We start from the raw sequence: 19727 nt of genomic DNA, 5'->3' as shown, positions 1-19727 counted from the left end.
GCCTGGGACGCTCACTACGAGTTGGCCCTCTGTAGCGCCCCAGGCGGTGCCTTCAGGAGAGGGGAACCCCGATGACCGAAGTCCGCACACTCCCTGCCCCGATTGTCCCCCACGGGTGGGGCGACATCGACACCTCTGTGGACAACGAGGTCCCCGAGCTGCTCAGCGAGGACCAGCTCGACCGCTACGTCGCCACCGTCGCCGAACTCCTCCGGGCCTGCGGGCTCACCGTGGACCTCGACTCCTCCGATCCCGGAAACCTGGAGGTATACGGGGCGGGCAGCACGATGAGCCTGGAGGTGGACATCCGCGACGACCGCAGCGCGGAGTGGAGCATCAGCGGCGGGGACGAACTCGACCCCGGAACCAAGGCCCTCGCGATGGCCGCCGCCCTCGCCCGGCTCCTCGCCCCGGGCGACACGGACGGCTGACGGGCCGGACCTTCTCCCATCGCCACCGCCCACGGGTTCCCGGGTGCTCCTCCGGGACCGGGAACCCGCATGGCGGACCGTCCTCTGCGGATTCCCGCTCCTCGGCCGGTCCGCTCCGGGACCCCCGGCGCGCCGCGGGCCCCGGCGCGACGCGCCGGGGCCCGCGGGGACGACCGCGAAACTACGGGAGGGTGAGGATCTCGGCGCCGGTGTCGGTGATGACGAGGGTGTGCTCGAACTGGGCGGTCCACCGGCGGTCGGCGGTGACGGCCGTCCAGCCGTCGTCCCACATGTCGTACTCGACCCCGCCCAGGGTGATCATGGGCTCGATCGTGAACGTCATCCCGGGCACCATCTCGGTGTCCGCGCGCGGGTCGTCGTAGTGCGGCACCACCAGGCCGGAGTGGAACTCCGGGCCCACCCCGTGGCCGGTGAAGTCGCGGACGACCCCGTACCCGAACCGCTTGGCGTACGACTCGATGACCCGGCCGATCACGTTGATCCGCCGCCCCGGGCGGCACGCCTTGACCGCCCTCATGGTGGCCTCGCGGGTGCGCTCCACCAGCAGGCGGTTCTCCTCCGCCACGTTCCCGGACAGGAACGTGGCGTTGGTGTCGCCGTGCACACCGTCCTTGTACGCGGTGATGTCGATGTTGACGATGTCGCCGTCGCGCACCACCGTGTCGTCGGGGATGCCGTGGCAGATGACCTCGTTGAGCGAGGAGCACAGCGACTTGGGGTACCCCTTGTAGCCCAGGGTGCTCGGGTAGGCCCCGTGGTCCAAAAGGAACTCATGGCCCACGCGGTCCAGCTCGTCGGTGGTCACCCCCGGCACGACCCGCTTGCCGACCTCCTCCAGCGCCTGCGCGGCGATCCTGCCCGCGACGCGCATACGCTCGATGGTCTCCGGGGTCTGCACGTCGCCCAGGACGCCCTCCACGGGGTGCTTGCGCCCGACGTACTCGGGGCGGGCGATGTGGGAGGGGACCGAACGTTGCGGCGAGATGCGCCCGGGAACCAGCGGAGTAGTCATGGACACGAATTCTAGTTCGTGGTGCGGACCGGCCGCGGTCCGCCGGGTGTGAGGAACACCCCGCGCCGGGTAGGTGACCGACCGGGAACGAGGAAAGGCGGACGCGGTGGCCGACGTACAGAATGACGGCTGGTGGTACTGCCTCAGGCACGACACCGTCGAACACGGGGCGGGCTGCCCCAACAAGGAGCGGCTGGGGCCCTACCCCGACGAGGCGACGGCGGCGCGGGCGCTGAGCATCGCGGCCGAGCGCAACGACCGGTGGGAGTCCGACGACGAGGACGAGCGCTGGTGACGGGTCGCACCCGGAGAGCGGAATCCGGTTCTGGCAGGATCGGCCCATGACCGAAGTGAGCACACCCGAGAGCACCGACATCACCGGGCGGACCGTCTCCGTCCTGGGCGGCACGGGCGACCAGGGGCGCGGGCTGGCCCGCCGGTTCGCCCTGGCCGGGCACACCGTGTACCTGGGATCGCGCAGCGCCGAGCGCGCCGACGGGGCCGCGCGCGCCCTGGTGGAGGCCGAGTCCTCCCCGGTCGACGTGCGCGGACTCGACAACGCCGCCGCCGCGGCGGCGGGCGACATCGTCATCGTCGCCGTCCCGTGGGAGGGGCACCGCGAGCTGCTGGAGTCCCTGGCCGGGCCGCTGGCGGGCAAGATCGTCGTGGACTGCGTCAACCCGCTCGGCTTCGACAAGCGCGGCCCGTTCGCGCTGGACGTGCCCGAGGGCAGCGCCGCGGAGCAGGCCGCCGCCGTTCTGCCGGAGAGCACCGTCACGGCCGCGTTCCACCACGTGTCCGCCGTGGTCCTGCTGGACCCCGCGGTGGAGAGCGTGGACCTGGACGTGCTGGTGCTGGGCGAGGACCGGGACGCCACCGACACCGTGCGGGCCCTGGCCGAGCGCATCCCGGGCGTGCGCGGGGTGTTCGGCGGGCGCCTGCGCAACGCGCACCAGGTGGAGGCGCTCACCGCGAACCTCATCGCGGTCAACCGCCGCTACAAGACCCACGCGGGCATCCGGGTCACCGGGCTGTGACCCCGGCCGCGGGGCCGGGGGCGCTCCCCGGCCCCGCGCCCGCTCAGGAAGCCCAGCCCTTGACCTTCTCGACCAGGGCGACCGGGTCGCCGCCCACCGGGATGACGTTGAGGCTGGTGACCCCCGCGGCCCGGAACGCCTCCACGCGCTCGCGCACGTAGGACTCCGGGCCCACCATGTTGGTGAGCTCGACGAACTCGTCGGGGACGGCCGCCGCGGCCTCGTCCTTGCGGCCGGCCAGGTACAGGTCCTGGATCTTCTCGGCCGCCTCCTCGTACCCGTAGCGGCGGGCGACGGTGTTGTAGAAGTTCTTGCCCTTGGCACCCATGCCGCCGACGTACAGCGCGATCATCGGCCGCACGAAGTCGAGCAGCTTCTTGGTCTCCTCGCCCTCGCCGATGGCGAGCAGGCCGCCCGCGGCGATCTCCAGGCCGCCCAGCGACGCGTCCCGCTTCTCCTTCCCCGCGGCCAGCGCCCCGCCCCACACGGCCTGCGCCTTCTCGGGGATGAACAGGTGGGGGAGCCAGCCGTCGGCGATCTCGGCGGTCATCTCCACGTTCTTGACGCCCAGGGAGGCGACGAAGACCGGGATCTCCGAGCGCACGGGGTGGTTGATGATCTTGAGCGGCTTGCCCAGCCCGGTGCCCTCGCCCTCGGGCAGCGGCAGCCGGAACACGGGGCCGTCGTGGGTGAGGCGCTCCTCGCGCCGCCAGACCTTGCGGCAGATCTCGATGGTGTCCCGGGTGCGGGCCAGCGGCTTGGCGTAGGGGACGCCGTGGAAGCCCTCGATGACCTGCGGGCCGCTGGCGCCCAGGCCCAGGATCGCCCGGCCGCCCGACAGGTCGTCGAGCCCGGCGGCGGTCATCGCGATGAGGGTGGGGGTGCGGCTGTACAGGGGCAGGATCGCCGAACCGATGTTCACGGTCTCGGTGCGGGCGGCGATGTAGCCCATGAGGGTGGGGGCGTCGAACCCGTAGGCCTCGGCCACCCAGACGGTGTCCAGCCCGGCCTTCTCCAGTTCGACGACCTGCTCGACCGCGGCCTTGGGCTCGCCCGAGTACTGGAGCGGCATCGAGATGCGCATGCGTCCTCCCCAAGGGCCGGGTGCCCCGGCCCGCGTAGGTGCTGGGATATGAGGCGACTCTACTCCCGAGTAAGGTTCGGTTCGTGGCCCGCCTCACACGTGTCCGCCGCCCCGCGGCGCCGGGGGCCGCCCGGCCCCCGGGCCGGGGTCAGGCGTCGCCCTCGGGGGAGTCGCCGGTGACCAGCGGGAGCGAGGGGTCCGCCGCCCAGGCCGTCATCGAGCCGTCGTAGACGGCCGCGTCGTCGCGGCCCGCCAGGGACAGCGCGTGCACCAGCCCGGTCGCGGCGATGCCGCCGCCGCAGTACGCCACCGGGCGCACGCCCGGGTCGAGCAGCCCGGCGCGGTCGAGGATCTCGCGCAGTTCGGCCGCCGGCCGCAGGCCCCCGGTCCCGGGGTCCAGCAGTTCCGACACCGGCAGGTTGACGCTGCCGGGGATGTGCCCGTCGCGGGCGTAGGTGTGCCGGTCCCCCCGGTAGGTGGCCGGGTCGAGCACGTTCACCAGCAGCGTCCGGCCGTCGCCCAGCGAGCGCGCCACCTCCTCGGTGGAGCGCAGCAGCTCCGGGCGCCGGCGCGCCTGGAAGGCGGCGGCGATCGGGGCCGGGGTGGGCTCGGAGGTCACCCGGCCGCCCGCTGCCTTCCAGGCGCGCAGGCCGCCGTCGAGCACCGCGACGTCGTCGAAGCCCTCCAGGCGCAGGTGCCAGCGCAGGCGGGTGGCCCAGAACCCGGTGCTCCGGTCGTAGGCGACCACGCGCTTGCCCTCGCCGATGCCGAGCAGCCCGGCGTGGACGGCGAACTTCTCCGAGGACGGGACCGTCCACGGGTCGGAGGCGCCGGTGTCGGCGAAGTCGGTCGTGAGGTCGGCGAACACCGCCCCGGGGATGTGCTCCTCCTCGTACCCGGGCCGGCCCGAGCCGACGGTGTAGGGCCCCTCCTCCGGGATGTCCAGCAGGGTCGTGGCGTCGACCACGACCAGGTCGCCGTCCCCCAGGTGCCGGGACAGCCAGGCGGCGTCCACGAGCGGGTCGATGCGTGCGCTCATTTTTCCCCCTATGTCGGTAGGAAATTAATAGTACTGATCCGTCCGTCCGCCCTGCCCCCTACCCCGTGACCGGCCGCGATCACCGGCCCCGATCGCCGGCCACGACGGCGGACGCCGGCCGGGGCGGGTGCCCCGGCCGGCGTCCGGTCGGAAAAGGTGCTCCGGTGTCAGCTCGCGTACGAGTGCTCCGCGTCGGGGAAGGCCCCGCTCACCACCTCGTCGGCGTACGTCGACGCGGCCTCCCGCAGCGTCTCGTGCAGGTCGGCGTAGGTCTTGACGAACTTGGCCACCCGGGGGCTCAGCCCGGCCATGTCCTGCCACACCAGCACCTGGGCGTCGGTCGCCCCGCCGGCCCCGATGCCGATCGTCGGGATGTCGAGCTGCCCGGTGACCTGCGCGGCCAGGTCGCTGGGCACGCACTCCAGCACGACCGAGAACGCGCCCGCCCGCTCCAGCTCCTTGGCGTCCTTGAGCAGGTCCGCGGCGGCCTCGCCGCGGCCCTGCACCCGGTACCCGCCCAGGGTGTTCACCGACTGGGGGGTCAGGCCCAGGTGCGCCATGACCGGGATGCCCGCGGACACGAGCAGCTCCACCTGCCGGGCGACGGCGTGGCCGCCCTCCAGCTTCACGGCCTGGGCGCCGCCCTCCTTCATGAACCGGGAGGCGGTCGCCAGGGCCTGCTCGGGGGAGGCCTGGTAGGAGCCGAACGGCAGGTCCGCCACCACGAGGGAGCGCTTGGTGGAGCGCGCGACCGCCGCGGTGAGGGGCACCAGCTCGTCCACGGTGACCGGGACGGTGGTGTCGTAGCCGTACACGACGTTGGCGGCGGAGTCGCCGACGAGGAGGACGGGGATGCCCGCCTCGTCGAACACCCGCGCGGTGAGGGCGTCGTAGGCGGTCAGCATCGGCCAGCGCTCGCCGCGCCGCTTGGCGGCGGCCAGGTCGCGGATGGTGACGCGCCGGTTGGTGACCCCGCCGTAGAGGGCGGGCCCGGCGGAGGGGGTCTTGTCGGTGGTGTTCATGGTGTCTTCCTCCGTTGTCTCGAAGCACCGCGGTGGGTGTCCCCGGACGTGTGGACGAAATCGGTGTGCGCCGCGCGAACGCGGTCGTGGTGCGGCCCCGCGGGGGGCCGGGGCGGCCGTGGGCCGGTCGCCGCCGTCGGCGGCGGGAAGGGCCGGGCCCGCGGGCCGTGTGTGCATCATCGCACGGCCGCGTGCGTCCGCCTCCTGCGGGATACAACGGGAGGAGGACCCCGGAACTTCCCCTGTCCCCCCTCTCTCGGACGGTCGCGCGCCGCCCCGGCCGCTGTGCCGCGGACGCCGGGTGTGCGCGGTGGAACGCGGTGCCCCGGCCGCTACCATGGCGGTTCCGGTCGGGACGGGTCCTCCGCCCCCGCGCGCGGACCGGGCTTGTGCGGAGGGGAAGGTGCTCGCGTGGACGCTGGCACGGCTTATCGGCGGCGGTGGGGCGGCCTGGCGGTCCTCATCATCTGCCTGCTGGTGATCGTCGCGGACAACACGATCCTCAACGTCGCGCTGCGCACCCTCTCCGACCCCGAGCGGGGGGTCGGCGCCAGCCAGTCCGAGCTGGCCTGGGCGATCAACTCCTACACCCTGGTCTTCGCCGGGCTGCTCTTCACCTTCGGCGTCCTGGGCGACCGGTGGGGCCGGCGGCGGATGATCACCGCCGGACTCGTGGTCTTCGGCACGGCCTCGGCCCTGTCCGCCTACTCCCAGACCCCCGAGCAGCTCATCGCCGCCCGCGCCGCCATGGGCCTGGGCGCGGCCATGGTCTCCCCGCAGACCCTGTCGATCATCACGACGATCTTCCCGCCCCAGGAGCGCGGCCGGGCCATCGGCCTGTGGTCGGGGGCGGTGGGCCTGGCCATGGCGATCGGGCCGTCGGCGGGCGGACTGCTGCTGGAGAACTTCTGGTGGGGGTCGATCTTCCTCGTCAACGTGCCGTTCGTGCTGCTGGGCCTGGGGCTGATGTTCTTCCTCGTCCCCGAGTCCAGGGACGAGGACCCCGGCCGCCTCGACGTGCCCGGGGTGCTGCTGTCCATCCCCGGCCTGGTGCTGCTCATCTACGCGATCATCACCGCGGGGGAGCGCTCGTCCCTGACCGGGGCCGACGTGTGGGGCGCCCTGCTGGGCGGCCTGGCGGTCATCGCCCTGTTCCTCTTCCACGAGTCGCGCACCGCGAACCCCTCGCTGGACGTGCGGTTCTTCCGGAACCCGAGGTTCAGCGTCGCCATGGCCACCATCATGCTGATGTTCTTCAGCATGTCGGGGCTGATCTTCTTCCTGAGCTTCTACTGGCAGAGCGTCCGGGAGTTCACCCCGTTCGTCGCCGGGCTGCTGGTGCTCCCGGCGGCGGTCGGCCAGATGCTCCTGGCCCCGCTGAGCCCCAACCTGGTCCGCCGGTTCGGGCCGCGGACGGTCGCCGCCACCGGCATCCTCCTCGTCTGCGCCAGCCTGGCGTTCTTCACCCTGCTGGAGACCGACACCCCGGTCTGGCTCATCCTCGTCTTCTTCTTCACCCAGGCGAGCGCCATGGCGGTGGTCCTCACCCCCTCCACCGACGCGATCGTCTCGTCGGTGCCGCCGGGCAAGGCGGGCGCGGCCTCGGCGATGCAGAACACCGTCCGCCAGGTGGCGACGGCCATGGGGGTCGCGGTCCTGGGGGCGGTCATCTCCTTCCGCTACCGGGCGGGGATCACCCCGGCCCTGGAGGAGGTCGCCCGGGGCGGTGACGGGGACGCCGCGCCCCCGGACGGCGGGGAGCTGCACGCGGCGGGCGAGTCGATCGAGGCGACCCTCGCCCTGGCGCGGAGCCTGGGGGAGCCGGGGCGGGCGCTGGTGGCCCCGGCCAAGGAGGCGTTCCTGACGGGGCTGCACACGGCGGCGCTGGTGGCGGTGTGCTGCGGCGTCGTCGGGGTGCTCGTGGTGCTGGTGTGGATGCCGCGCGAGGTCGGGGACCACCACAGCGGGGCCGGGTCCCGCACGCCCTCCCCGGAACCGGAGGGCCGGGACTGACCCGCCGCCCCGCCCCCGCGGGGCGGCTACGCTCGCGGGCATGCGCCTGACCGCCTTCACCGACGTCTCCCTGCGCCTGGTCATGCGGCTCGCCGTGGCCGGGGAGGACGAACTGCTCACCACGCGCGCCGTCGCGGAGATGACCTCGGTGCCCTACACCCACATGGCCAAGGCGGTGGCCCGCCTGTCCGAGCTGGGGGTGGTGGAGGCCCGCCGGGGCCGGGGCGGCGGGCTGCGCCTGACCGGGCCGGGGCGCCGGGCCCCGGTGGGGGCGCTCGTCCGCGAACTGGAGGGCGCGGACGACCTCGCCGGGTGCGAGGACGACCCGCCCTGCCCGCTGCGCGCCGCCTGCCGCCTGCGCGGCGCCCTGCACCGGGCCCGCGAGGCCTTCTACGCCTCCCTGGACGAGGTGACGGTGGAGTCCCTGGTGTCCTCCCCGGCCCGCGAGGCCCTGGTGCTGCTCCGCCCGCGAGCGCCCGAACGGGACGGCCCTCAAATGTGACCGGGCTCTCCGAAAGGCCCCGGGAGGGCCCCGTCCCGGCGTCGCGGGGGACCCCGGACCCGGCGGTCGCGGGGCGAAGGGCCCTGTACGGGGAGCGGCCCGTCCGGCAGCCGCACCCGGCGGGGCCCCGCCGGGCACCGCACCCGGCGGAGGGGGTCGCGGCGGCGCACTTAATGTGCATTTCAAATGCAAATTATCTAGCGCCAGGAGGCCGCATGCTCTCCCCCGAGTCCGCCGCCACGGTCCGGTCCACCCTCCCGGTCGTCGCCGAGCACCTCGACACCGTCACCGCCCGCTTCTACGACACCATGCTGGGCGAACACCCCGAACTCCTGGACGGCCTGTTCAACCGGGGCAACCAGGCCTCCGGCGAACAGCGCGCCGCCCTGGCCGGGGCCGTCGCCGCCTTCGCCTCCGCCCTGCTCGCCCACCCGGACGAGCGCCCCGACGCCCTGCTCTCCCGGATCGCCCACAAGCACGTGTCCCTGGGCGTGACCGAGGACCGGTACACCGTCGTCCACAAATACCTCTTCGGCGCCCTCGCCCACGTGCTCGCCGACGCGGCCACCCCCGCGGTCGTCGCCGCGTGGGACGAGGTCTACTGGCTCATGGCCGGCGCCCTCATCGCCCTGGAGGCCCGCCTGTACGCGGAGGCCGGGCTCGCCACCGGCCGGGACGCCTGGCGCCCCTGGACCGTCACCGAGCGCCGCGAGCAGACCCCGGACACGGTCAGCCTCACCCTCGAACCCGACGGCGGCGCCGCGCCCGCCCCGCGCCCCGGCCAGTACGTCAGCGTCCGGGTGCGCATGCCCGACGGCGTCCGCCAGGCCCGCCAGTACACCCTCACCGGCTGGGACGGCACCAGCCGCCGCATCACCGTCAAGCGCCTGCGCGCCGGGGAGGGCCCCGCGGGCGAGGTCTCCACCCTCCTGCACGGGACGGCCCGCCCCGGCAGCACCCTCATGGTCTCCGCCCCGGCCGGGGACGTGGTCCTGCCCGGCGGCGACCACCCCCTGCTGCTGGCCTCCGCCGGGATCGGCTGCACCCCGATGGTCGCGCTCCTGCGCGGCCTCGCCGAACGCGGCGACACCCGGCCCGTCCTGGTCCTGCACGCCGACCGCGCGCCCCGCGACCACGCCCACCGGGACGAGACCGCCGCCCTGGTCGGGGCACTGCCCGGGGCCCGGAGCCTCACCTGGTACGAGACCGGGGGAGGCGACCGCACCGGCCGGATGGACCTCGCCGGGGTGGACGTCCCCGAGGGGGCCGAGGCGTTCCTGTGCGGGCCCACGCCCTTCATGCGCGGGGTGCGCACCCGGCTGCTGGAGGCCGGGGTCCCCGCCCGCCGCATCCGCTACGAGGTGTTCGGGCCCGACCTGTGGCGGGCCGCCGACTGACCGCCGGCGCCGGGCGCGGGGCGCGGGGAACGCCGTACTGTGAGGGCATGCAGGACGACCTCCCCCGCCCCGTGTTCGTCGGCCGCGACCGCCAGCTCGCCGCCCTGGCCGGGGACGGCCGCAGGGTCCTGGCGGAGGGCGCCCGCGCCGTGCTGGTCTGCGGGGACGCCGGGATGGGCAAGACCCGGCTCATCGACGAGTACCGGGCCCGGACGCCGCTGGCCCGCACCGCCGTCGGCGGCTGCCTGGAACTCGGCGGCGAGGGCATCCCCTTCGCCCCCTTCACCGCCCTGCTGCGGGACCTCTCCCGCGAGGGCGCCGCCGGCCCGGTCCCCGGTACCGACCGGGCCCCCGGCGGTGACGGCACCGGGCGCGCCCGGCTGTTCGAGTCCGTCCTCACCCTCCTGGAGGAGCGGGCCGGGCGGGGCGGGCTGCTGGCGGTGGTGGAGGACCTGCACTGGGCCGACGCCTCCACCCGGGACCTGCTGGTGTTCCTGCTGCGCAACCTGGGCGGGGCCCCCGTCCACCTGGTGGTGAGCGTGCGCACCGACGACCTGCACCGCACCCACCCGCTGCGCCGCCTGCTGCCCGGCATCGAGCGGCTGCCGCGGGTGTCGCGCCTGGACGTCGGTCCCCTCAGCCGCGACGAGGTCGCCGCCCAGGCCGCCGCCCTGCGGGACGGCCCGTCCGTCGACATCGACCTGCTGCACGAGCGCAGCGGCGGCAACCCCCTGTTCGTGGAGGCGTTCCTGGACCGCCCGTCCGGGCCGCTGCCGGAGGGGCCGCGCGAGCTGCTGTCGGCCGCCGTGGACCGGCTTCCCGACGACGCCCGCCGGGTGGTCGGGCTGATCGCCGCCGCGGGGGACCGCATCGGCCACACCCTGCTGGCCGCGGTCGCCCGCCGGGCGGGGATCTCCGAGGAGGCCCTGGACACCGCCCTGCGGCCCGCCGTGGACGTGCGGGTGCTGCGCGCCACCGCCGACGGGTACGTGTTCCGGCACGCCCTGCTCGCCGAGGCCGTCTACACCGACCTGCTGCCCGGGGAGCGCATCCGCGCGCACCGGCGCTACGCGGAGGCGCTCGGCCGGGGGGTCCCCGGCCTCACCGGGGCCGAGACCGCCCTCCAGCTGGCCCACCACGCCTACGCCGCGGGCGACCAGCCGCTGGCCCTGTCCACCGCCTGGGAGGCCGCCCGCCACGCCGCCGACACCGCGGCCCACCCCGAGCGGCTGGCCCTGCTCGAACGGGTGCTGGAGCTGTGGGACCCGGTCCCCGACGCCGCCGCCCGGGTGGGCGAGCCCCGCGCCGAGGTGCTGCGCCGGGCCGCCTCGGTGTGTCTGCTGGCCGGGTCGCTGCGCCGCGCGGTGGACTACGCGACCGAGGGGCTGGAGGAGCTGGGGGTCACCGGCTACCACCGGCCGGGGGCCCAGGCCCCGCCGGACGGCGCCCTCATCGCGGGGCTGCGCTACGTGCGCGCCTACGCCTACAAGGAACTGGGCAGCGACGGCGGCCTGGAGGACCTGGCCGACGCGTTCGTGGTGATGGGCGAGGGGCACCCCCGCGCGGCGGCGGCCGGTGCGCTGCTGGCGTCGACGTTCATGGTGCGCGGGCACCCCACCCGGGCCCGGCGCTCCGCGGTCAAGGCGCTGGCGGCGGCCCGCGAGACCGGAGACCGCGGCAGCGAGGCCGACGCCCTCGTCACCCTGGGCTCGCTGACGGCCGGAGAGGATCCGGACGAGGCGCTGCGGATGCTCGGAGAGGGGATCGCCATCGCGCGGGAGCGCGCCGACGCGCCGGTCGAGATCCGGGGGTGGGCGAACCTCGCCGGGGCCCTGTCCTACGCGGACCGGCCGGAGGAGGCGTACGCGACGGCCGGCCGGGGCCTGGACCGCACGCGGGAACTGGGGCTGGCCCGTACCCAGGGGCCGTTCTTCCTCCTGCACATGGTGGTGAACCGCTTCCAGCAGCTGCGCGTGGCGGAGTGCGAACGGCTGCTCGACACGGAGGCGGGTGACCTGCTGGTCCGGGGCCGGACCTGGACGGTGGTCCAGCAGATCGCCTTCTACCGGCGGGACGGCGCGGGGGTCGAGCGCGCACGGGAGGAGTTCCGCCGCCTGCTGCCGGAGGGGAGCAGCGCGCCGCAGGAGCAGGTACCCGTCCTCTTCGTCGAGATGATGGGGGCGGCGGTCGAAGGGAGGTTCGACGCGGCGGTCGACCTCGCCCTGCACCTCCTCGAACGCGGGGACGCGGAGAACCCCCACCTCGACACCCTGCACATGGGCAACCTCACCTATGCGGCCGAGGTCGCGGACATGATGCGCGACGTGTCGGGCCGGCAGGAGCGGGCGGAGGAGCTGTCCTCCGCGCTGCTCGCGGTCGCGGACGCGCTGCCGGAGGGGCTCGCGCCCCCGAACCGGCTGATCCGGGCCCAGGTGCGGGCCCAGGTCTCGGAGGACGCGGACACGGCCTCGCGGTCCCTGGAGGGCCTGCTGCCGCAGGTGCGCGAGCGCCGCTTCCAGCGCGTGTACCTGCTGCTGGCCGCGGCCCGTGCCGCGGCACGGGCGGGGCGGGCGGACGCCGCCGCCGGACACCTGGCCGAGGTGGAGGAGGCCGCGCGGGAGAGCGGGCTGACCCTGTTCGGGGAGCTGGCCGACCGGATCCGCGGGCGGCACGGGCTGCCCCGGCCCCGCGCGGCGGCCGGGGAGGCCGCACCCGCGGGGCTCACCCGGCGCGAGGCACAGGTGCTGCGGCTGGTGGCGCGGGGGATGACCAACCGGGAGGTCGGCGGTGAGCTGTTCATCTCGGCCAAGACGGTGAGCGTGCACGTGTCCAACCTGATGGGCAAGCTCGGGGTGGCCAACCGCAACGCGGCCGCGGCCCGGGCGCGGGAGCTCGGTCTGGACTGACCGCACCGAATGTCCGATAAGTGATCTATGGCGTAAAGGTGAGCTATTCGGGTTTCCTCAAACGCGCGACCCCTTGGGCATACTGGCGCCATGGCCCCCACTCCCACGGTCTTCATCGGACGCGGATCCGACCTCGCCCGCCTGCTCGCCGAGGCGGGGTCCGCCGCCCGCGGGCAGGCGCGGACCACCCTGGTCCTGGGGGACGCCGGGGTCGGCAAGACCCGCCTGCTGGAGGAGTACCTGGACAGGACGCCCCTGGCCCGCACGGCCGTCGGCGCCTGCCTGGAGACCAGCGGCGGCACCGTCGCCTTCGCGCCCTTCACCGCGGCCCTGCGCCACCTGGCCCGCGAGGTGCCGCCCGGCCCGGCCCGTGCCGGGGCGCTGGCCCGGCTGCTCCCCGAACTCGGGCCCGCCGGGCACGCCGCGGATGGCGGTGACCGCTCCCGGCTGTTCGAGGCCGTCCTGGCCTACCTGGAGGAGGCCGCCGCCGACGGCGGCCTCGCCCTGGCGGTGGAGGACCTGCACCGGGCCGACGCCTCCACCCGCGACCTCCTGCTCTTCCTGGCCCGCAACCTCGGGTCCGCCCCGGTCCACCTGGTCGCCACCGTGCGCGCCGACGACCTGCACCGCGCCCACCCCCTGCGCCGCCTGCTGCCCGACCTGGAGCGGCCGGCCCGCGCCACCCGGCTCGACCTGGTCCCCTTCGACCGCGAGGAGGTCGCCGCCCAGGCCGCGGCGCTGCGCGGCGGCTCCCGGCCCGACCCCGGCGCGCTGGACCTGCTCTACGAGCGCAGCGGCGGCAACCCCCTGTTCGTGGAGGCCCTGGTGTCCGCCCCCGGCGACGGCCTGCCCGACACCTCCCGCGACCTGCTGCTGCGCGCCGTCGACCCGCTCCCCGACGCCGACCGCGCGGTGCTGGGCCTGGCCGCGCTGTCGGGCGCGCGCGTGCACCACGCGCTGCTGGCGGCCGTCGCCGCGGACCTCTCCGAGGACGAGCCGGACGGGGTGCTGCGCCGCGCGGTGGACGCCCGGGTGCTGCGCGTGGCGGGGGAGGACTACGAGTTCCGCCACGCGCTCCTGGCCGAGGCCGTGCGCGAGGACCTGCTCCCCGGACAGCGGGTGCGCGGCCACCGCCGCTACGTGTCCGCCCTGGAGGCGGGGGTGCCCGGCCTGGCCGAACCGGAGCGGGTGCTGCGCCTGGCCCACCACGCCGACGCCGTGCACGACCACCCCCGGGCGTTCGCCGCCCGGTGGGCGGCGGCCGGGCACGCGGCGGGCGCGTTCGCCCACCCCGAGCACCTGGCCGCGCTGGAACGGCTGCTGGAGCTGTGGGAGCTGCTGCCGGACCCGGAGGCCGTCGCCGGCCCGCTGGGCGTGACCCGCGGCCGGCTGCTCCTGGACGCGGCCCGGGCGGCCGTGCAGACCGGCGGCGCCCACGAGGCGCTGCGCTACACCGCCGAGGGGGCGGGGCAGGCGGAGGGTCCCGCCGACCGGGCGGCGTTCCTGCTGGTGCGGTCGCAGGCGCTCAAGGCGCTGTACCGCCGGGCCGAGGGGCTGGAGGCGCTGGACGGCGCGGCGGCGCTGCTGCCGCGGGGGCACCCGGACCGCATCGCGGTCCACGGCGCCCGGGCGGCGCTGCTCTCCCTGGTGGGAGGGGACGCGGAGGCGCTGCGCGAGGCCCGCGCGGTCCTGGACCGGGCCCGCGCCGCCGGGGACCGGCGCAGTGAGACCGACGCCCTCATCACCCTGGGCAGCGTGCTGTCCCCCGTGAGCCCCGGGGAGGCCCGGGAACTGCTCGTCGCCGGACGGGAGCTGGCGCGGGGCCTGGGGATGGTCGACGCCGAGCTGCGCGCGTGGAACAACCTCGGGGTCCACCACATGTTCCGGCTGGACTGGCACGGGGAGCTGCGGGCCGGCCGGGAGGCGCTGCGCCGGTGCGCCGAACTCGGGATCACCCGCTCCCGCGGCCTCGCGCACGCGGTGGGGGCCGCGGCGGCGCTCGTGGACCTGGGGCGGCTGCGCGAGGCGGAGGCGGAGCTGGAGGGCTACGGTACCGGCCGCGTGTTCGACGAGGACGGCCGCCGCCTCGTACTCGCCGAGATCAGGCTCGCGGAGGGCGACCCCGCCGGGGCGCGGGAGCACTGGGAGCGCGGCTCGCGCCCCCCGGACGCCGCCGACACGCACGGGTACGCGATGTCCGACCAGACGGGGGTGCGGGTGCTCGTCCGGGAGGGCGACCTGGACGGGGCGCTGGTGCTGGCCCGCCGCCTGGTCGGGGAGGAGCGGGACCGGCGGCCCACGCAGGCGTCGGTGGACGGGGCGGTGCCGGTCGCCGAGCTGGTGCGCGCCCTGCGCCGCGCGGGGCGCGGGGCGCAGGCGGACGCGCTGGCCGGGGAGGTGGGGGTCTTCCTGCGGCCCTCGTCCTGGTGGGCGACCCCGTACGGGGAGCTGCGGCGCGCCCAGGCGGGGGCGCGGCTGGCCGCGGACCCCGCGGACGCCCTGGCGGAGTGGGAGCGGGCGCTGGCGATGGTGCGCGGCCGGGACGCCCACCTGGAGGAGTTCCGGATGCTGGAGGAGGCCTGCCGGGCCGCCGCCGAGGCGGGGGAGCGCACGCGCGCGGGGGAGCTGTTCGGCGAGCTGGAGGCGGGCGCGGGGCTGCTGGACACGGACGCGCCGCTGCGGGAGAGGTACGTGGAACCGCTGCGGCCGGCGGCCGGGCGCGCGCGGCCCCCGGCGGGGCTGACGCCCCGTGAGGCGGAGGTGCTGGCACAGGTGGCGGAGGGGCGCACCAACACCGAGATCGGGGAGAGGCTGTTCATCTCGGCCAAGACGGTGAGCGTCCACATGTCCAACCTCATGGGCAAGCTCGGGGTGACCAACCGCCACGCGGCGGCGGTCCGGGCCCGGGAGCTGGGGCTCGCCCCGCCCGGGGCGTGAGCGCGGCCTGCCGGGAGCGCACCGCACGGCCTCCTTCCCGTGCCCGCGGGGGAGGGCGCGGCCGGCCGCCGGGCCCCGTTGCCGGCAGGTGTGAGGGGACCGTGCTCCCGGCCCCGCCGGGGGCGGTCCCGCGGCGGTGATGGGCCGGTCCGCCCCAGGGTGCGGTCGCCGGGTCCCGCTGTCGGAAAGGTGTGAGGGGGACAGGGGCCCCGTCACCGGAAAGGCACGAGGGGGACCGCTGGCCCGGTCCTGCCGGGGGCGGCCCCGCGGCGGTGGCGGGGCCGGTCCGCCGCCGGAGTGCCCCGCCTCACCCCGCCGAGGACGCGACTGAGTCCGGGTACTCATGCGTCCGACCGGGGCCCGGGGGGAGGATCAGGGGTATGGACACGACGCTGACCCACCCCCACCGCACCCCCCGACCGGTGTTCGCCCTGTACACCGTGCTGCTGCTGGCCGGTTCCGCGCTGGCCGCCTGGTGGGCGTCCCGCACCTCGCCGGAGGAGGCGCGCGCCTGGGGGATCACGCCCCAGGAGGCGGACTACGCGATCGTGCCGCCGCCGCTGCCGGAGTGGTCCGTGCCCGTCATCGGCGCCGTCGGCGCGGTGCTCGCCGTCGCGGGCGCGATCCTGGTGGTCCGTGAACAGCGTGCGGGGCGGGCGGCCTTCGCCTGGGCGCTGGGGGCGTTCCTGCTGGTGCCGGTGGCGCTGTTCGGGGGCCTGCTGTGGGCGGTGGCCACCGCGCCGGGCATCGGCGCCAACATCGGCCTGGGCCTGGTGGTCTTCGTGCTCGGCCCGCTCGCCCTGGTCTTCCTCCTGGGGGCGGCCGGCGCGGTCGCCACGGCGCTGCTCGCCCGCCGCCGCGACCGCTGACCCCGGTGCGCCGGGGACGCGGGCCCGCCCCGGGCCCGCGTCCGGCGCGTCCTACAGAGTCGGCAGGTAGCGCTGCAACTCGTACGGGGTGACCTGGCGGCGGTAGTCGCGCCACTCGGCCTTCTTGTTGCGCAGGAAGAAGTCGAACACGTGCTCGCCCAGCGTCTCCGCGACCAGCTCGCTGTTCTCCATCAGCCGGATCGCCTCGTCCAGGCTCTGCGGCAGCGGCCGGATGCCCAGCGCCCGGCGCTCGGAGTCGGTGAGCGCCCACACGTCGTCCTCGGCGCCCGGCGGCAGCTCGTAGCCCTCCTCGATGCCCTTCAGGCCCGCGGCCAGGATCACGGCGTACGCCAGGTACGGGTTGCAGGCGGTGTCCATCGACCGGATCTCGATCCGGCTGGAGTTGGACTTGCCGGGCTTGTACATGGGCACCCGGACCAGGGCGGACCGGTTGTTGTGCCCCCAGCAGATGTAGGCGGGCGCCTCGCCGCCCATGCCGGCGGAGGCGGCCGGGTCGTCCCACAGCCGCTTGTAGGAGTTCACCCACTGGTTGGTGACCGCGGTGATCTCGTCGGCGTGCCGCAGCAGGCCCGCGATGAACCCGCGCCCCACCTTGGACAGCTGGTACTCCGCGCCGGGCTCGTAGAAGGCGTTGCGGTCGCCCTCGAACAGCGACAGGTGGGTGTGCATGCCCGACCCCGGGTACTGGGTGAAGGGCTTGGGCATGAACGTCGCGTACACGTCCTGCTCCATCGCCACCTCCTTCATCACGAGCCGGAAGGTCATGATGTTGTCGGCGGTGGTCAGCGCGTCCGCGTACCGCAGGTCGATCTCCTGCTGGCCCGGGCCGCCCTCGTGGTGGCTGAACTCCACCGAGATGCCCATGGCCTCCAGCATGTTGATGGCGTTGCGCCGGAAGTCGTGGGCGCTGTTGTGCGGGGTGTGGTCGAAGTAGCCGCCGGAGTCGTTGGGCACGGGCAGCTCGCCCAGCTCGGGCATCTTCTTGAGCAGGTAGAACTCGATCTCGGGGTGCGTGTAGAACGTGAACCCCAGATCGGAGGCCTTGCCCAGCTGGCGCTTGAGGACGTGCCGGGGGTCGGCGGGGGACGGCGAGCCGTCGGGCATGAGGATGTCGCAGTACATGCGCGCGGTGCCGTGCGGTTCGTTGCGCCAGGGCAGCACCTGGAACGTGGACGGGTCCGGCTGGGCCAGCATGTCGGCCTCGTAGACGCGCGCGAAGCCCTCGATCGCGGAGCCGTCGAACCCGATGCCCTCGGAGAAGGCCGCCTCCAGCTCGGCGGGGGCCACTGCGACCGACTTGAGGTACCCGAGCACGTCGGTGAACCACAGCCGCACGAACCGGATGTCGCGCTCCTCCAACGTGCGGAGCACGAATTCCTGCTGTCGATTCACGATCAACCTTCCTCGATGGCGGTCGGCCCGGAGCCGGTGTCCCGGTCCCAGTCTGCCGTGCGCATATTTCCGGGGTATTTCCGCGCCCGCCCGCCGGGCCGTCCGGTTCGTCCCCTCCTTTGGGCATTATCGCCGGTGGCGGCGCGACACGGGGCCTACCCGTCCGGGCGCGCCCGGGAACCCGCGCCCACCGCACCGGGCGGACCCCGTGTCCGACCCGGGCGTGCCCGCCCGGCTAGGCTCGGGGCCGTGGCACAGCTGAGAATCGCACTCGCCCAGGTCAACCCCACCGTCGGTGACCTGGAGGGCAATCTGAGGATCGTCGTGGACGCCGCCCGGCGGGCCCGGGACCGGGGGGCGCACCTGCTCGCCCTGCCGGAGATGGCCGTCACCGGATACCCGGTGGAGGACCTGGCGCTGCGCAACTCCTTCGTGTCGGCGTCGGTCAAGGCGGTCCACCGCCTGGCCGGGGAGCTGGCGGAGCGGGGACTGGGCGACCTGCCGGTCGTGGTGGGCTTCCTGGCGCGCAGGGAGGGGCCGGGCGCCCGGTACGGGCAGCCCGCGGGCGCCCCGCAGAACGCGGTGGCGGTCCTGCACGAGGGGGCGGTCGCGGTCACCTCCGCCAAGCACCACCTGCCCAACTACGGCGTGTTCGACGAGTTCCGCAACTTCGTCCCCGGCGACACCCTGCCGGTGGTGCGGGTGCGCGGGGTGGACGTGGGGATCGCGGTGTGCGAGGACCTGTGGCAGGAGGGCGGCCCCGTCACGGCGGCCCGCGCCGCCCGCGTGGGGCTGCTGCTGTCGCTCAACGGGTCCCCCTACGAGCGGCACAAGGACGACGTGCGCCTGGAGCTGTGCCAGCGGCGCGCCCGGGAGATCGGGGCGGCGCTGGCCTACGTGAACATGGTGGGCGGCCAGGACGAGCTGGTCTTCGAGGGCGACTCGCTGGTGGTGGACGCCGAGGGCGAGCTGGTGGCCCGCGCGCCCCAGTTCACCGAGGAGCTGCTCGTGGCCGACCTCGACCTGCCCGCGGGCGGCGGGGAGGGCGTCCGCGACGGCGGGGTCGTGGACGGCCTGACGGTGGTGCGGCGCACGGTCTCCGCCGACCCGGTGGAGCCCTACACCCCGCAGGAGAACACGGTCACCCCGCGCCCGGACCCGCTGTCGGACGTGGGCGAGGTGTACCGGGCGCTGGTCACCGGCCTGCGCGACTACACGGTCAAGAACGGGTTCGGGTCGGTGCTGGTGGCGGTCTCCGGCGGCATCGACTCGGCGCTCACCGCGGCCATCGCCGTGGATGCCGTGGGCGCCGACCGGGTGCACGGCGTGCTGCTGCCCAGCGCGCACTCCAGCGACCACTCCGTCTCCGACGCCCAGGAGCTGGCCCGGCGGCAGGGGTTCGCGGCCCGCACGATCGCGATCGCCCCGGTGGTGGAGGCCTTCGAGTCGGCCGCGGCCGGGGCGGGCGCGCCCCTGGACGGGCTGGCGGCGGAGAACCTCCAGGCCCGGGTGCGGGGCACCCTGGTGATGGCGCTGTCCAACCAGGAGGGCCACCTGGTGCTGGCCACCGGCAACAAGAGCGAGGCGGCCACCGGGTACTCCACGCTGTACGGCGACTCGGTGGGCGGGTTCGCGCCCATCAAGGACTGCTGGAAGTCGCTGGTGTGGGAGCTGGCCCGGTGGCGCAACGCCGAGGCGGAGCGGGCGGGGGAGGTCCCGCCGATCCCGGAGAACTCGATCGAGAAGCCGCCCAGCGCCGAGCTGAGCCCGGACCAGCTCGACTCCGACTCGCTGCCCGACTACGCGGTGCTGGACGCGGTGCTGGACGCCTACATCGGCACCGACAAGGGCGAGGCCGAGCTGGTCTTCGCCGGGTACGACCCCGAGCTGGTGCGGCGCGTCATCCGCCTGGTGGACCGGGCCGAGTACAAGCGCCGCCAGTCGGCGCCGGGCACCAAGATCAGCGCCCGCAACCTGGGCCGGGACCGGCGGCTGCCCATCACCAACCGCTGGACGGTCTGAGCCGTCCCCGCGGCGGGGCGGT

General features: G+C 75.2%; 15 protein-coding genes. 10 read left to right on the top strand and 5 right to left on the bottom strand.

The window, feature by feature from the left end:
* Positions 1–137 precede the first annotated feature (137 nt).
* Positions 138–431: a hypothetical protein gene (locus tag BUE45_RS23365; RefSeq protein WP_073381688.1), complete on the top strand. Its 294-nt coding sequence runs from the start codon at positions 138–140 to the stop codon at positions 429–431.
* 181 nt (positions 432–612) lie between these two features.
* On the opposite strand, the gene map is transcribed toward BUE45_RS23365, so the two are convergent.
* On the bottom strand, positions 613–1464 hold the full coding sequence (gene map / locus BUE45_RS23360) for a type I methionyl aminopeptidase (protein ID WP_218619583.1): 852 nt from the start codon (positions 1462–1464) through the stop codon (positions 613–615).
* A 106-nt stretch (positions 1465–1570) separates the two neighbouring features.
* Between map and BUE45_RS23355 the strand changes: the two genes are divergently transcribed.
* A complete protein-coding gene (locus BUE45_RS23355; RefSeq protein ID WP_073381717.1) occupies positions 1571–1759 on the top strand; it encodes a hypothetical protein in 189 nt (62 codons plus the stop codon).
* Positions 1760–1805: 46 nt separating this feature from the next.
* Positions 1806–2501 (top strand): NADPH-dependent F420 reductase, encoded by a 696-nt coding sequence (npdG, locus tag BUE45_RS23350; protein ID WP_073381686.1) that lies wholly within the window; start codon positions 1806–1808, stop codon positions 2499–2501.
* A 43-nt stretch (positions 2502–2544) separates the two neighbouring features.
* On the opposite strand, the gene BUE45_RS23345 is transcribed toward npdG, so the two are convergent.
* From BUE45_RS23345 to panB, 3 genes are all read right to left on the bottom strand, one after another.
* Positions 2545–3585: an LLM class F420-dependent oxidoreductase gene (locus BUE45_RS23345; protein WP_073381685.1), complete on the bottom strand. Its 1041-nt coding sequence runs from the start codon at positions 3583–3585 to the stop codon at positions 2545–2547.
* Positions 3586–3733: 148 nt separating this feature from the next.
* On the bottom strand, positions 3734–4624 hold the full coding sequence (locus BUE45_RS23340; protein ID WP_073381683.1) for a sulfurtransferase: 891 nt from the start codon (positions 4622–4624) through the stop codon (positions 3734–3736).
* A 167-nt stretch (positions 4625–4791) separates the two neighbouring features.
* Positions 4792–5646, bottom strand: coding sequence for a 3-methyl-2-oxobutanoate hydroxymethyltransferase (panB, locus tag BUE45_RS23335; protein WP_073381682.1), 855 nt, complete (start codon positions 5644–5646; stop codon positions 4792–4794).
* 411 nt (positions 5647–6057) lie between these two features.
* Here panB and BUE45_RS23330 point away from each other — a divergent pair, with 411 nt between their 5' ends.
* The 6 genes from BUE45_RS23330 (at position 6058) to BUE45_RS23305 (ending at position 16270) form a co-directional block, all read left to right on the top strand.
* Positions 6058–7659 carry an MFS transporter gene (locus tag BUE45_RS23330; RefSeq protein ID WP_073381680.1) on the top strand — a complete coding sequence of 534 codons (1602 nt, stop codon included), beginning with the start codon at positions 6058–6060 and terminating at the stop codon, positions 7657–7659.
* Between the two features lie 40 nt (positions 7660–7699).
* Entirely contained in the window at positions 7700–8161 is a 462-nt protein-coding gene (locus BUE45_RS23325; protein ID WP_073381679.1) for an RrF2 family transcriptional regulator, read from the top strand.
* 215 nt (positions 8162–8376) lie between these two features.
* A complete protein-coding gene (locus tag BUE45_RS23320) occupies positions 8377–9558 on the top strand; it encodes a globin domain-containing protein (protein WP_073381677.1) in 1182 nt (393 codons plus the stop codon).
* Positions 9559–9605: 47 nt separating this feature from the next.
* Positions 9606–12464: a helix-turn-helix transcriptional regulator gene (locus tag BUE45_RS23315; RefSeq protein ID WP_073381715.1), complete on the top strand. Its 2859-nt coding sequence runs from the start codon at positions 9606–9608 to the stop codon at positions 12462–12464.
* 90 nt (positions 12465–12554) lie between these two features.
* Positions 12555–15401, top strand: coding sequence for a helix-turn-helix transcriptional regulator (locus BUE45_RS23310; RefSeq protein ID WP_073381675.1), 2847 nt, complete (start codon positions 12555–12557; stop codon positions 15399–15401).
* 380 nt (positions 15402–15781) lie between these two features.
* Positions 15782–16270 carry a hypothetical protein gene (locus BUE45_RS23305; protein ID WP_073381674.1) on the top strand — a complete coding sequence of 163 codons (489 nt, stop codon included), beginning with the start codon at positions 15782–15784 and terminating at the stop codon, positions 16268–16270.
* A 51-nt stretch (positions 16271–16321) separates the two neighbouring features.
* Here the strand turns inward: BUE45_RS23305 and BUE45_RS23300 are convergent, their stop codons facing one another.
* The gene (locus tag BUE45_RS23300) at positions 16322–17683 is read right to left on the bottom strand and encodes a glutamine synthetase family protein (protein WP_178378625.1); all 1362 of its coding nucleotides are present in this window, start codon (positions 17681–17683) and stop codon (positions 16322–16324) included.
* 249 nt (positions 17684–17932) lie between these two features.
* On the opposite strand from BUE45_RS23300, the gene BUE45_RS23295 reads away from it, so the two are divergent.
* The gene (locus BUE45_RS23295; protein WP_073381670.1) at positions 17933–19705 is read left to right on the top strand and encodes an NAD+ synthase; all 1773 of its coding nucleotides are present in this window, start codon (positions 17933–17935) and stop codon (positions 19703–19705) included.
* Positions 19706–19727: the final 22 nt, after the last annotated feature.

Source organism: Nocardiopsis flavescens, assembly GCF_900141985.1.
Lineage (GTDB): Bacteria > Actinomycetota > Actinomycetes > Streptosporangiales > Streptosporangiaceae > Nocardiopsis > Nocardiopsis flavescens.
The sequence above is the reverse complement of the archived record's forward strand: the minus strand, read 5'-3'. Positions and strand labels throughout refer to the sequence as shown.

Excerpts from the sequence above, each read along its gene's own strand:
- map (WP_218619583.1), bottom strand. The coding sequence starts at position 1,464 with ATGACTACTCCGCTGGTTCCCGGGCGCATCTCGCCGCAACGTTCGGTC.
- npdG (WP_073381686.1), top strand. The coding sequence starts at position 1,806 with ATGACCGAAGTGAGCACACCCGAGAGCACCGACATCACCGGGCGGACC.
- BUE45_RS23345 (WP_073381685.1), bottom strand. The coding sequence starts at position 3,585 with ATGCGCATCTCGATGCCGCTCCAGTACTCGGGCGAGCCCAAGGCCGCG.
- BUE45_RS23340 (WP_073381683.1), bottom strand. The coding sequence starts at position 4,624 with ATGAGCGCACGCATCGACCCGCTCGTGGACGCCGCCTGGCTGTCCCGG.
- panB (WP_073381682.1), bottom strand. The coding sequence starts at position 5,646 with ATGAACACCACCGACAAGACCCCCTCCGCCGGGCCCGCCCTCTACGGC.
- BUE45_RS23325 (WP_073381679.1), top strand. The coding sequence starts at position 7,700 with ATGCGCCTGACCGCCTTCACCGACGTCTCCCTGCGCCTGGTCATGCGG.
- BUE45_RS23320 (WP_073381677.1), top strand. The coding sequence starts at position 8,377 with ATGCTCTCCCCCGAGTCCGCCGCCACGGTCCGGTCCACCCTCCCGGTC.
- BUE45_RS23315 (WP_073381715.1), top strand. The coding sequence starts at position 9,606 with ATGCAGGACGACCTCCCCCGCCCCGTGTTCGTCGGCCGCGACCGCCAG.
- BUE45_RS23310 (WP_073381675.1), top strand. The coding sequence starts at position 12,555 with ATGGCCCCCACTCCCACGGTCTTCATCGGACGCGGATCCGACCTCGCC.
- BUE45_RS23305 (WP_073381674.1), top strand. The coding sequence starts at position 15,782 with ATGGACACGACGCTGACCCACCCCCACCGCACCCCCCGACCGGTGTTC.